Annotated in this window: 12 protein-coding genes; 6 read left to right on the top strand and 6 right to left on the bottom strand. The window is 57.5% G+C overall.

Annotated elements, in window-relative coordinates; genetic code table 11:
- Positions 1-383 precede the first annotated feature (383 nt).
- The gene (locus ENH71_RS06375) at positions 384-2,477 is read right to left on the bottom strand and encodes a M3 family metallopeptidase (protein ID WP_294131336.1); all 2,094 of its coding nucleotides are present in this window, start codon (positions 2,475-2,477) and stop codon (positions 384-386) included.
- A 78-nt stretch (positions 2,478-2,555) separates the two neighbouring features.
- Between ENH71_RS06375 and ENH71_RS06370 the strand changes: the two genes are divergently transcribed.
- On the top strand, positions 2,556-3,092 hold the full coding sequence (locus ENH71_RS06370) for a gamma carbonic anhydrase family protein (RefSeq protein WP_294131333.1): 537 nt from the start codon (positions 2,556-2,558) through the stop codon (positions 3,090-3,092).
- Here ENH71_RS06370 and aroE read toward each other — a convergent pair.
- From aroE to dprA, 4 genes are all read right to left on the bottom strand, one after another.
- Complete coding sequence (aroE, locus tag ENH71_RS06365; protein WP_294131331.1) at positions 3,084-3,920, bottom strand: shikimate dehydrogenase; 837 nt, start codon at positions 3,918-3,920, stop codon at positions 3,084-3,086. The genes ENH71_RS06370 and aroE overlap by 9 nt on opposite strands.
- Positions 3,921-3,924: 4 nt before the next feature.
- Positions 3,925-4,878, bottom strand: a complete 954-nt coding sequence (hemF, locus tag ENH71_RS06360; RefSeq protein ID WP_294131328.1) for an oxygen-dependent coproporphyrinogen oxidase — start codon at positions 4,876-4,878, stop codon at positions 3,925-3,927.
- Between the two features lie 56 nt (positions 4,879-4,934).
- Positions 4,935-5,510 carry an L-threonylcarbamoyladenylate synthase type 1 TsaC gene (tsaC, locus tag ENH71_RS06355; RefSeq protein WP_294131325.1) on the bottom strand — a complete coding sequence of 192 codons (576 nt, stop codon included), beginning with the start codon at positions 5,508-5,510 and terminating at the stop codon, positions 4,935-4,937.
- Between the two features lie 126 nt (positions 5,511-5,636).
- Positions 5,637-6,638, bottom strand: coding sequence for a DNA-processing protein DprA (gene dprA / locus ENH71_RS06350; protein WP_294131322.1), 1,002 nt, complete (start codon positions 6,636-6,638; stop codon positions 5,637-5,639).
- Positions 6,639-6,760: 122 nt separating this feature from the next.
- Here dprA and def point away from each other — a divergent pair, with 122 nt between their 5' ends.
- From def to ENH71_RS06325, 5 genes are all read left to right on the top strand, one after another.
- A complete protein-coding gene (gene def / locus ENH71_RS06345; protein WP_294131319.1) occupies positions 6,761-7,273 on the top strand; it encodes a peptide deformylase in 513 nt (170 codons plus the stop codon).
- A gap of 77 nt (positions 7,274-7,350) precedes the next feature.
- Positions 7,351-8,319 (top strand): methionyl-tRNA formyltransferase, encoded by a 969-nt coding sequence (gene fmt / locus ENH71_RS06340; RefSeq protein ID WP_294131316.1) that lies wholly within the window; start codon positions 7,351-7,353, stop codon positions 8,317-8,319.
- Positions 8,306-9,634: a 16S rRNA (cytosine(967)-C(5))-methyltransferase RsmB gene (rsmB, locus tag ENH71_RS06335; protein ID WP_294131315.1), complete on the top strand. Its 1,329-nt coding sequence runs from the start codon at positions 8,306-8,308 to the stop codon at positions 9,632-9,634. Before fmt ends, rsmB begins: the two co-directional genes overlap by 14 nt.
- A gap of 93 nt (positions 9,635-9,727) precedes the next feature.
- Positions 9,728-11,101, top strand: a complete 1,374-nt coding sequence (trkA, locus tag ENH71_RS06330) for a Trk system potassium transporter TrkA (protein ID WP_294131309.1) — start codon at positions 9,728-9,730, stop codon at positions 11,099-11,101.
- A gap of 22 nt (positions 11,102-11,123) precedes the next feature.
- A complete protein-coding gene (locus ENH71_RS06325) occupies positions 11,124-12,575 on the top strand; it encodes a TrkH family potassium uptake protein (RefSeq protein WP_294131307.1) in 1,452 nt (483 codons plus the stop codon).
- A gap of 27 nt (positions 12,576-12,602) precedes the next feature.
- Here the strand turns inward: ENH71_RS06325 and ENH71_RS06320 are convergent, their stop codons facing one another.
- Positions 12,603-13,496 (bottom strand): lysophospholipid acyltransferase family protein, encoded by an 894-nt coding sequence (locus ENH71_RS06320; RefSeq protein WP_294131304.1) that lies wholly within the window; start codon positions 13,494-13,496, stop codon positions 12,603-12,605.
- Positions 13,497-13,541: the final 45 nt, after the last annotated feature.

Genomic DNA, 13,541 nt, shown 5'->3' with positions numbered 1-13,541 from the left:
TCCGTAATAGTAAGAAAGGGCTGTTATAAACGTTTTCAGGTTTTATTGTTTTAGCCCGGCGCCTGCATTATTGCAGTTGCGGGCGGCTTAAATCACCGTGCCGATAGGTGCAGGCGTCGGATCCGGCGTACCGGAGCTGATACCAGCGCAAATATCGCAGACCTGCCCCATGCTTTCCGGGGCGGACTTGGTTGGCAGGACATTGGGATACAATGTAAAGCGCCGGGCATTATAACAAAACTTATTTCGATAATGCCATCGTAACTGACCAGAATCGATCGCTGTGTTGTTAAAAGACGGCACCAAGCTGTCAATTCAGTCCGCGTGCACTATAGTGATACTGATCAGACCCAGCTCTGCGCCAGATCAATATTGCCCGATATTTATTGTATTTGCAGGCCTTCCTGTTTCAATAATGCGGCCAGATCAGGTTCTCTGCCCATAAAATCGGTAAACAGGGATAAAGCGTCGGCACCGCCGCCTTTTGACAATATTTTGTCAAGAAACGCCTTGCCAGTGATCGGATTAAGCACTCCCGTCTCCTCGAACCGGGAAAAAACATCGGCGGACAACACTTCGGCCCATTTGTAGCTGTAATAGCCGGCCGAGTAACCACCGGCAAATATATGCGAGAAACTGTTCTGAAAGCGGTTATAACAAGGGACCGGATAAACGGCGGTTTTGCTTCGGGCCATGGTCAGCACCTCCGCCACAAAATCATGCGACATATCAACCGGCGTCTGGTGCAGCGCAAAATCAAACAGTGCAAACTCCAGTTGCCGTACGCTGTGCATGCCTGACTGGAAGTTTTTCGCTGCCAGCATCTTGTCGAGCAGCGCCTGCGGCAAAGCCTCACCCGTCTGGTAATGCGCGGAGATCAGTCCGATCGACTCGGGATCCCAGCACCAGTTTTCCATCAATTGGCTAGGCAGCTCGACAGCATCCCAGGCGACACCACTGATACCGGAACAGCGCAGATAGTTTTCCCGGGTCAACATATGGTGCAGGCCATGGCCGAACTCGTGAAACAGGGTGGTGACATCATTGTGTGTCAGCAACGCGGGCGTGTCGGCATCGGCGGGCGGTGCAAAATTACACACCAGGTAAGCCACGGGAATCTGCTGCTGCACTGCGATTCCATCGGCCGTGATCAGGCGTCGGCTGCGGCAATCGGCCATCCATGCACCACCGCGCTTGCCCTCGCGGGTAAACAGATCAAAGTAGAAACGCGCGACGATATCTCCATCACGGCGGATATTGTAAAACGACACCGACGGATCCCAGACGCCGGCGCTGGTATCGGGCTCCACCTGCACGCCATACAGAGTTTCCACGATGGCAAACAGGCCTTCACGCACCTTGTCCAGCGGGAACCAGGCACGCAGTTCTTCCTGCGAAATATCGTAATTCTGCTTGCGCAGTTTTTCGCTGTAATATCCCACATCCCAGGCATTGAGCTGCTCCACGCCATGTTCCGTGCGCGCGAAATCACACAGCTCCTGAAACTCACGCTGCGCGGCTGGTCGACTGTACTGTGTCAGGTCGTCAAGAAAGGCGTTGACCTGATCAACCGACTTGGCCATTTTGCGCGCCACGGACAACGCCGCGTAGTTGTCATAACCCAGCAGCGTGGCCATCTCCTGGCGCAACTGCAGGATATCGCGAATGATGTCGTAATTGTCCCATTTGCCCGGCTCAGCGCCGACCGCCTGGTCTGATGCCCGGGTTGCAAAAGCCCGGTGCATCTCCTCGCGCAGACCTTCATTGTCGGCATAGGTCATCACCGCGTAGTAGCAGGGAAAGTCCAGTGTCAGCAGATAACCTTCCAGACCTTTGCTGGCAGCAGCAGTGGCCGCTGCCTGCACTGACATTTCCGGAATGCCGCCCAGCAGGGTATCGTCCGTCAAATGCCGGGTCCAGGCGCGGGTGGCGTCCAGTACATTGTTACTGAAGACATTGGCCAAGTTGCCAAGCCTGGTCTGAATATCGGTAAAGCGCAATTTTTCCTGTGCTGGCAGGTTAACGCCTGCCAACCTGAAATCAAGCAGGGTGTCCGCGAGGATCTTGCGCTGCGACCCGTCGAGCCCGAGCTCATCAGCACGAGCGCTCAGCGCTTCGACGCAGGCAAATAGCTGCTCATTCTGACCCAGCGCGGTATAGTATTCGGTGATCAGCGGCTGGCAGGCATTGTACGCGTCGCGAATATCGGGCGTATTGGCAACGGAGTTGAGATGGCTGGCCGTAGACCACACCTTGGTCAGTCGATCATCCAGATCGTCCAGCGCATCCATCAGGCTATGCCAGTCGGGCGCTGTCTGATTTTGTTCGTCAGCCAGAATCCTGTCCAGTGCTGCCCTGTTCTCTGCCAGCACCTGCTCCACTGCGGGACGAATATGTTCGGCGCGTAGCGCAGGAAAGTCGGGCAGGCGCTCAAACTGCAATAAGGGATTGTGTGCGGTCGCTGATGACGTTGACATCGGGTAAAACTCCTGTCGTACTGGAATGCGTTAAGGCATCATAACATTGTTGTTCGTGTCAAAAGGGAGGATTGCACAGTGGCAATCAAATCATTCGAGGCTCATACACCTGAACTGGGTCAGCGCGTATTCGTGGATGACAGTGCCGTGGTCATTGGCGATGTGCATATCGGCACCGACTCCTCGGTGTGGCCGATGACCGTGATCCGGGGCGACATCCACCGCATCCGCATTGGTGAACGCAGCAGCATACAGGACGGGTCGGTATTGCATGTAACGCACGCCGGTCCGTTTAATCCTGACGGCTATCCCTGCACGGTGGGCAGCGATGTCACGGTCGGCCACAAGGTCATGCTGCATGGCTGCACCATACACGATCGCGTGCTGGTCGGCATGGGCGCAACGGTCATGGACGGCGCCGTGGTTGAGTCGGACGTCATTATCGGTGCCGGTAGCCTGGTCCCGCCGGGCAAGAAACTGGAAAGCGGGTATCTGTATGTCGGTTCGCCGGTCAAGCAGGCCCGACCGCTTAATGAGGAAGAGAAATCTTTTTTCCTGTACAGCGCCAATAAATACAAAGAGCTGAAAGATCGTTATCTGAGCGCGTCAGCTTAACGCTTTACGCAGAGCCGCGATAACCGGCGCCGTCTGCGGGCGGACGCCGCGCCACAGCCGGAAGGATTCCGCCGCCTGCTCCACCAGCATGCCGGTACCATCCAGTGCCATCGCGGCGCCGTTGGCTTTTGCCCACTGCTGGAATACTGTGCCACCTGGCGCATAAACCATGTCGTAGCACGCGGTGCCCGCTGCCACCAGAGTCGCGGGCAGGGGCGGCAATTCGCCTTTGAGACCCCCGGCGCTGCCATTGATAATCCAGTCGAAAGTCGTCGCCTGTTCCTGCAGCTGTTCGTAGGACAGTACGTTTATATTGAACTGATCAGCGAACACCTGTGTCAGTGCTTCTGCTCTCGACACGGTACGATTGACTATACACAAGGCAGACGGCTGCGCTGCGATTAACCGGGGCAGCACACCCCGCACGGCACCGCCGGCGCCCAGCACCAGTATGCGTGCGCCGCGCAGTTTGCCACCGTGGTTTTGTTCAATGTCACGTACCAGTCCGACCCCGTCAGTGTTGTCTCCCGCCAGGCGACCATCATCAAGCTGGTACACCGTGTTGACCGCACCCGCACGGTCGGCATTCGGCGCTCGCCACTGCACCAGTTGCCAGGCAGTTTCCTTGTGCGGCAGGGTAATGTTCAGGCCCTTGCCACCCTGAGCAAAAAACTCGCGCACACTGCAAATGAAATCTTCCGGCGCAATTTCCATGCGCTCATAGTTGATCTGCTGACCTGTCTGTTCGGCAAACAGGCCGTGAATCATCGGTGACTTGCTGTGCGCCACCGGATAACCCACCACAGCGTAACGGTCATTCCTGCTCATACCGTCATACCCACTCTTTGGGGCACAGATAGTCGGTGTACAGTTTTTCTTCCTCACTGCCGGGCTCGGGATGCCAGTCATAGACCCAACGTACTTCCGGTGGCAGTGACATCAGGATCGATTCGACCCGGCCCAGTCCCGACTGCAAACCAAACAGCGTGCCGCGGTCATACACCAGATTAAATTCCACATAACGGCCCCGGCGATAACGTTGAAACTGTTTGTGCGCCTCGGTAAAGGGCTGCGCCGCCCGGGCTTCAACAATCGGCGCATAGGCATCAACAAAACTGTTGGCGATGTCCTGCACCATGGCAAAACTGCTCTCGAAATCCAGCTCATTGAAGTCGTCAAAGAACAGCCCGCCGACCCCGCGGGTTTCCTGACGGTGCGGCAGATAGAAATACTCATCACAGGCTTGTTTGAAGCGAGGATAGAGCGCAGCATCATGTTTATCGCACACGTCTTTGGCGACCTGGTGCCAGTGCCGGCAATCCTCGTCATTGCCATAGTAAGGGGTCAGGTCATAACCACCACCAAACCACCACACCGGCGCCTCACCGGGCTTCTCGGCAATAAAAAAACGGAAGTTTGCGTGCGAAGTTGGTACAAACGGGTTGTCCGGGTGTATTACCAGTGACACGCCCATGGCCTGGAAACTGCGGCCGGCCATCTCTGGTCGCGTGGCCGACGCTGAAGGCGGCAGGGAGTCTCCGAAGACATGGGAAAAATTAACGCCGCCTTTTTCAAATACCGCGCCGTCGCTGATAACGCGACTGATGCCACTGCCGCCTTTATCGCGCTGCCAGGCATCTTCGTGAAAGCGACTGCGGCCATCCAGAGCTTCCAGTCGCTGACAGATTGAATCCTGCAGTTGATGCAAGAATGCACGGACCCGGTCGGCGTCGGTCGCAGCATCGCTGACCGATGGTTTTGTACCTGTGTTGTTGCTGTCTGCCATAACGTTTCGTTCCCAATAAATCTGAAGTACAGCGCCGGGGCTTTGCGCTGATGCTGTCACCCTGCGCGAATGATGCGACCGCTACGCAAGTCGATAATCTGCGACGGTTTTGTTGCCCCGCCCAGGGCGCCTGGCAAGACGTAGTCCAGTTGCGCTCCCATGGTTTTTTCCACCATCAACCGGCTGGTGGCCGGGGCCATGCCTGCGATATTTGCCGATGTGGACACCAGCGGCGCACCCAGCGCCCGACACAGTTGTTGCACCCGCGGATGCAGGCTGACCCGCAAGGCCACGGTGTCATGCGCACCTTTAACCCACCATGGCACCAGCCCACGTTCGTCAGGTACCAGAAATGTCACCGGTCCGGTGGTGGCCTGATTCGCCCAGGCTTGATGCAGTTGCTGCTGCTGCGATGCCGGCAACGGCGCCAGCAGTTCTGCAAACTGCGCCACCGAAGCGGCAACCAGTATCATACCTTTTTCAACCGGCCGTTGTTTGATCTGCAACAAGGCCAGGCAGCCATCACGGTTATCCGGATCGCAGCCCAGACCCCAGACTGCTTCCGTAGGATAGGCAATAACGCCACCGGCTTCGATGACGCGAATGGCTTTGTTTACATGAATATCTGACATGCGTTGCGTCTCCGACCCTGAAGCCTGGTGATGTTAACTGTGAGGCACTGAGCCCCGAACGGTGGTGGCACTGATAAACCACTGGGCGCTGAACCCGCTGGGCGCTGAAAATAGCCCAGGCCGGGATCACTTGCAAGCGGCCAAACGCACCCAGCGACCTCCGTGTTTCTCAATCACGCCGGCCAACTCAAGCGCCAGCAATTGCTGGCTCAATTCGCTGACTGTCAGCCCCGTTCGCAATACCAGCGCATCCATATTGATCGGGTCGGTGCCGATACAGGTGAGCACCGGATTTTCATCCTGCGCCGGCGGCGTTGTCAGGCGGCCGGTTTGGTCACTGGCGTCACTGGCCGTTGTAACTGACCTGCGTCGTGCGCCGGTGTCTGGTGTGGCGGGCCGACGCTGCGCCAGCAGATCCAGCTGGCCGTGATACAGGGATTCGACATGGGCGAGGATATCATCTGCGGTCTCCACCAGCACCGCGCCCTGGCGCAACAACTCATGGCAGCCCCGGCTTCGATTGCTGTTCACTGAGCCGGGCACCGCAAATACCTCCCGGTTCTGTTGCAGCGCCAGTCGCGCCGTGATCAGGGAGCCACTGCGCATGGTGGCTTCGACCACACAAACACCCAGGCTCAGCCCACTGATGATCCGGTTGCGGCTGGGAAAGTGCGAAGAGATCGGGCCGGCATCCAGTGCCAGCTCGGAGATCAATGCTCCCTGCGCCGGACCCGGCGCCACAATTTGTCCGGCCAGACCCCGGTTCGCCGGTGGATACACATCGTACAAACCATTGCCCAACACAGCGACGGTCGGGGCCGCCGAGTGTACGGCGGCTTTGTGCGCCTCGGTATCAATGCCGGCTGCCAGCCCGCTGCACACCACGAACCCCTTGTGTGTCAGTTCCGCGCCCAGACGGAATGCAACCTCGCGGCCATACACGGTACTGTTGCGACTGCCGACAATGGCTATCATGGGCCTGGCAAGAATGGCGGGGTCGCCGCGCACAAACAAAAACGGAGGATGGTCACTGATTTCCCGTAGCAGTGGCGGGTAACCGGGGTCGTCGACCGTCACCAGATGATTGCCCGGCTGTGCCAGCCAGGCTGAAACCTTTTCCTTGTTCATTCGGTCTTCCTTCCCCTTAGGTCTGCGAGGGCCTTATGTTATACTGAGCATATTCACGTACTTGGGTTATGGCACAAATGTGGCGACCCTGCTGAATCGAGACACGTAACTGGAGTTGAACCATGGCAAAACTGGACATACTGGAATTTCCTGATTCCCGACTGCGTACTATTGCCAAGCCGGTAACGCAGGTGGACGATGCCCTGCGTCAGGTCATCGATGATATGTTCGAGACCATGTATGACGCGCCGGGTATCGGTCTGGCCGCGACACAGGTCAATGTCCACAAACAGCTTATTGTGATTGATGTTTCAGACGACAGCAGTGCTCCGCTGGTGTTCATCAATCCAAAGCTTGACGTGCTGGACGACGACCTTGAGGAATACGATGAAGGCTGTCTGTCGGTACCCGGTTTCTACGAAACCGTCAGCCGCCCGCGTCAGATTCGGGTGCAGGCACTGGATCGTAACGGCGAGTCTTTCGAGATGATCGCGGATGGTTTGCTGGCAACCTGTATTCAGCATGAGATGGATCACCTGAATGGCAAACTGTTTGTTGATTACCTGAGCACTATCAAACGGCAACGGATTCGCAGCAAGCTGGAAAAAGCCCACAAGCAGGCTGCGATGGCCTGAGTATAACGCCGGACCGGTAACTCACGGCAGGCTCGCCAACACACCTTTTGCTCCACAACTCACACCATGGGTATCAAATGAAACTGGTTTTTGCCGGCACGCCTGCGTTTGCTGCCTCCCACCTGTCCGCGCTGATAGCACACGGCCATGAAATCGCGGCTGTTTATACCCAGCCCGACCGGGCATCGGGGCGCGGCAAAAAACTGCACGCCAGTCCGGTAAAGGCACTCGCCACTGAGCACCAGCTGCCGGTAGTGCAGCCCGCCTCCCTGAAAGACCCTGACGCACAAGCGGCACTGGCCGCGCTGGCACCCGATCTGATGATTGTAGTTGCCTATGGTCTGTTGCTGCCGAAAGCTGTGCTGGATATCCCCCGTTTTGGTTGCATCAATGTTCACGCCTCTTTGTTGCCGCGATGGCGCGGTGCCGCCCCCATCGAACGCGCCTTGCTCGCCGGAGACAGCGAAACCGGCGTCACCATCATGCAGATGGATGTCGGTCTCGATACCGGTGACATGCTTTACAAACTAAGCACTGCGCTGACCGATAGTGATGACCGGCAACAACTGGAGGATCGACTGGCCACATTGGGCTGCCAGGGCCTGCTTTACACGCTGGCGCATTTCGATGCGCTCCGCGAACACGCCGAAAAACAGGATGATGCACTGAGCACCTACGCCCGCAAGCTGGACAAGGCGGAGTCGCAGATTGACTGGCGGGCCGGCGCGGCTGATATCGCCCGCACCATTCGTGCCGGTATCGGACGTCAACCGGCCTATAGCTTGCTGGACGGCGAGCGTCTGCGCCTGCTGCGAGCGTCCTGTTCCGAGGCAGACCAGGCCGGCGATGCAGCGCCAGGTACCATTTTGCCAGGTCACGACAGGAATGTGCTTAGCATTGCCTGCACCGATGGGGTGCTGGATGTGAGTGAACTGCAGCTGCCCGGCAAAAACCCGGTGTCCGTGCGCGACATCAGGAACTCACGCCCGGCGCTGTTTGCCGCCGGCAAGCGCTTCAGCAGCGACGATGCTCATGAAGCCCGCTAAGGTCCGGGCCACAGCTGCACAGATACTGGCGCGGCTGATCAGACAGCAAGGCTCGCTGGCCAGTCTGTTACCGCGGGCGTCAGATGTTGCCGAAGCTGACCAGAACCAGATGGCCCTGTTGCGCGAACTTTGTTTTGGTACCTGTCGCTGGTACCACAAACTCGAGCGCGACCTGGCTACGATGCTCGATAAGCCACTGAAAAATAAAGATATTGATATTCACTGTCTGTTATTGGTGGGCATGTACCAGCTTGAGCATATGCGCCTGGCCGACCATGCCGCTGTCAATGAAACCGTGAATGCCACCGCGTTGTTGAAAAAGGGCTGGGCCAAGTCGCTGGTCAATGGTGTGCTCCGGCAATACCAGCGCCAACTAGCGAGCCGGGAGACCGGAGCCGACGTTGTCGCCCTGACCTATACCGACTGGATGGTTGATAGTATCCAGACCGACTGGCCACAGCACGCATCGCAAATACTGGCAGCAGGCAATCAGCATCCCCCGATGACCTTACGGGTCAACCTGTCGCGAGTGAGCCGGGCAGCTTACCTTGACGAACTCGCTGCCGCCGGTATCACCGCACACGCAGGCAGTCTGGCCGACTCGGCGGTGTATCTGGAACAGGCCCGGGCAGTGACTGTACTGCCGGGATTCAGCGATGGCCTGATCAGTGTGCAGGATGAAGCCTCTCAATTGATCCCCGGCTTACTGTTGGCCGATGCCGGCCAGCGCATTCTGGATGCCTGCGCGGCACCGGGCGGCAAAACCTGCCATGTGCTGGAAACACTGGCTCAGGCAGGTGGGGAGCCTCAGATCCTGTTGGCGCTCGATATTGAGGCGCGCCGGCTTGAGCGTATTGAGGAGAACCTGCAACGATTGCTGCTGGCCGGCCCCGGCACCAGGCTGCTGGCGGCCGACAGCAGTGAGCCGGACAATTGGTGGGACGGCGTGCCTTTTGACCGTATTTTGCTGGATGCACCGTGTTCGGCCACTGGCATCATCCGGCGCCAACCGGACATCAAGGTGCTGCGCAAGGCGGAAGACGTGGCTCGCCTGGTTATCCTGCAACACAAGCTGCTGACCAACCTGTGGTCATGCCTGGCGCCCGGCGGCAGCATGGTTTATTCAACCTGTTCTGTGCTGCGCGCGGAGAATGACAGACAAATTGTGCAATTCCTTTCCGCGACGCCGGATGCAGAAGAAATCCCCATCTCTGCAGAATGGGGCGTTAGCGCCGATGCGGGGCGCCAGCTATTGCCTTCAGAGCACGGGCCGGACGGGTTTTATTTCGCCGTTCTGCGAAAAAACGCCGGATGAATCTTGTAAGCACGGACGCAGGGGCGGATAATTTGCGGGCAACACCGGCGGCTCTCTGATTCCGTCGGGCATTGCGCAGGAGCAGGCGATTACATGAAGATAATAATACTGGGATGTAACCAGGTTGCGATTTCCCTGGCAGAGAATCTGGCCAGCGAAGCCAATGACATTACCCTGGTCGATCCTGATGTAGACGCGCTGCGCGAGCTCAAGGACCGGCTGGACGTTGGTATCGCCCAGGGCTGGCCGTCACACCCGGACGTTTTACGCATGGCCGGCGCGGAAGACGCCGACATGATCATTGCGGTAACCGAGAACGACGAAGTCAATATGGTTGCCTGCCAGATCGCGTACTCCATCTTCAAAACTCCGAAGAAAATTTGCCGCCTGCGCTCTGCCTCCTACATGGCCCAGGAAGGCCTGTTCCGTCCCGAGTCCATTCCACTGGATGTAGTCATCAGCCCAGAGCTGTTAGTGTCCAATTACATCGCCCGACTGATAGAGCTGCCGGGCTCCCTGCAAGTGCTCGACTTTGCCGATGGCAATGCGCAGCTGGTGGCGGTACGTGCCTATTACGGCGGTCCACTGGTCGGCCAGGAGATTCGTTTCCTGCGCGAACACATGCCGAAGGTCGATGCGCGGGTAGCCGCCATTTTCCGCCGCAACCGGGCAATCACACCGGAAGGCTCAACAGTCATTGAAGCGGATGACGAAGTATTTTTTATCGCAGCCCCGAAAAACATCCGCGCCGTCATCGGCGAACTGCGCCGCCTGGATAAACCCTATAAACGCATTGTTATCGCTGGCGGCGGTAATATTGGTATCCGCCTGGCTGAAGCGCTGGAAAAGCGTTACCAGATCAAAGTCATCGAACGCAACAATGCCCGCTGCGAATATCTGGCGGAATACCTCAACAAGGCTATCGTGCTGAACGGCGAGTCATCGGACAAACAGCTCTTGCTGGAAGAGGGCATTGAAGACACCGACGTGTTTCTGGCCCTGACCAACGATGACGAAGCCAACATCATGTCATCGATGCTGGCCAAACGACTTGGCGCACGCAAAGTGATGTGTCTGATAAACAATCCCGCTTATGTGGATCTGGTGCAGGGCGGCGAAATCGATATTGCCATCTCTCCCCAGCAGGCATCCATCGGCAGTCTGCTTACGCATGTACGCAAGGGTGACATCGTTAATGTGCACTCACTTCGCCGGGGTGCCGCAGAGGCGCTGGAAGCAATTGCGCATGGTGATAGCCATTCGTCGAAAGTGGTGGGACGTGCCATCGAAGATATTGAGCTGCCGGCAGGCACTACCATCGGTGCTATTGTGCGCGCTGAAGAGGTGCTGATCGCACACGACGACATCGTCATCGAGTCCGGCGATCACGTTATTCTGTTCCTGACTGATAAAAAACGCATCCCTGAAGTAGAACGGTTGTTTGCCGTCGGGTTCAGTTTCTTCTGATAGTGAAAGGCATCTGATTTCCATGCACATATCAATTGTTGCAAAAATCGTCGGCGTCCTGCTGATGCTGTTCAGCATGCTGGCCAACCTGCCTTCCATTCTGGTGTCTTTCATCTACGGAGATGGCGAAGCCTCGTCGTTTCTGACCTCCCTGATGATTACCTTTGGTGTGGGTTTCAGCCTGTGGGTCTTCAGCTGGCGCTCACGACAGGAAATGCGAACCCGTGACGGTTTTCTTGTTGTTACTCTGTTCTGGACTGTACTGAGCACGTTCGGTGCATTACCCTTCCTTTTCTCCACCAATACGCCCTTATCGGTGACCGATGCAGTCTTTGAGTCGTTCTCCGGGCTGACCACGACCGGCGCCACCGTTATTACCGGACTGGACTTTCTACCCAAATCCATTCTGTTCTATCGCCAGCAGCTGCAATGGCTGGGCGGCATGGGTATTGTCGCGTTGGCTGTTGCGGTGTTGCCGATGCTGGGCATCGGGGGTATGCAGCTGTATCGGGCCGAAAGTCCCGGACCGGTGAAAAACGACAATCTGGTGCCGCGCCTGGCCGAAACTGCGAAGGCGCTCTGGTACATCTACATGGGTCTGACTGCCGTGTGTGCGCTGGCCTACTGGGCCGCCGGCATGACGCTGTTTGACGCCATCTGTCATAGTTTTTCCACGGTCGCTATCGGCGGATTCTCGACTCATGACGCCAGCATGGGTTACTTCAACAGTGACCTTATCAACATGATCGCGGTGTTTTTCATGTTTATCGCCGGCTTGAACTTTGCCCTGCATTTCACCGCCTGGCAGCGCCGCAGCATTACCCAGTACCTGCGCGACCCTGAAACCCGGTTCTATGGCTCGATTTTACTGGCGGTGGCCGTCTTTACGGTGCTGGTACTGTACCTGACCGAGACCTACAACGCGCAAAACGCGTTTGTACATGGCGTATTTCAGACCGTCTCGATTGCCACCACCACCGGTTTCACCACCGCCGACTTTAATTCCTGGCCGCTGGCGCTGCCTTATCTGCTGATCTACGCCTCCATCATTGGCGCCTGCGCCGGGTCGACCGGCGGCGGCATGAAAGTTATCCGTATCCTGCTGATCTTCAAACAGGGATTTCGCGAGATCAAACGTCTGATCCATCCCAATGCCGTTATCACCGTCAAACTGGGACGTACCATGGTGCCTGACCGGGTCATCGAATCGGTATGGGGATTCTTTGCCGTTTATGTGCTGGTTTACCTGATTCTGCTGATTATACTGCTGGCGCTGGATCTGGAGGTGGTGACCGCGTTTAGCGCCGTCGGTGCCAGTCTCAATAACCTGGGGCCGGGCCTTGAAGGCGTCGCCAGTAACTATGCTGATATTGGCAACACCGCCAAGTGGGTATTGTGCCTGGCCATGCTGCTGGGCCGACTGGAGATTTTCACCTTGCTGGTGTTGTTCATGCCCATGTTCTGGCGCCGCTAAAAGCGCTGCTCCGGTTACCGCCAGACCTCAATAGAAGCGCCCGGTCTCTTCGGCCGGGCGTTTACGGAAACGTTTGTACTCCCACTGATATTGCTCCGGCGCCAGTCGGACACAGGCTTCCACGGAGCGGTTGAGCGCGGCCGCTGCCAGCGTGGTATCGGCATTGGCAACGTCGGCATCGGCTGGCATGCAAATCAGCTCAAAGCCCGAGCCCTTGGGCAGACGTTTGGCAAAGGTAAACAACACGACAGCATTGGCGCGCGCGGCGAGCTTGGACACCAGCGTCATGGTGTAGGCCTGATGACCGAAGAACGGGGCAAATACGCCACCTTCACGAGGCTGCTGGTCTGGCAGAATACCGGTCGATGCGCCCTGTTGCAGAGCCCGGGTCAGTTTCACCACCCCGGCCCGATCCGTTGCCACCAGATCCGCGCCAGCCCGGGCGCGAGAGCCGGCGATCAGGTCATTCAGACCGGTCAGTTTTGGCGGCTTGTACAAGGTTGTCAGTGGGGCCAGGGTGGAGACATACAGGCCCATCAGCTCCCAGTTGCCCAGATGCGGCGAACAATAGATGATGGCTCGCCCACTGGCCAATGCCGCATCAATATGCTCCTTGCCCTGCACGTTCACAATCATGCTCATGACGTGCTCAATACTGCCGTACCACATATGGCCCAGCTCGAAACCGGCTTTCAGGGTTTCCTGTACGCTGCGCCGCGCCAGACGGCGGCGCTCTTCCTCACTGAGTTCGGGCAGCGCGCGCTGCAGATTGATCAGCGTCACCCGCCGGGTTTCGGTGGGCAGGGCATACACTATGGCGCCAATGGCCTCAGCCAGTTTGTGCAGCAGCGGCAGGGGAATCCACGACAACAGTCGCAGCAGACTTTTCACCAGGATGGTTTTGACGGTTTCGATGAGCAATGCCTCGCAGAATGGCCGTTTGAATACGAGCGACCATTTTAGCGC

This window comes from Pseudohongiella sp. (genome assembly GCF_011050365.1).
GTDB lineage: Bacteria > Pseudomonadota > Gammaproteobacteria > Pseudomonadales > Pseudohongiellaceae > Pseudohongiella.
This window is presented reverse-complemented; position numbering and strand designations above follow the sequence as displayed.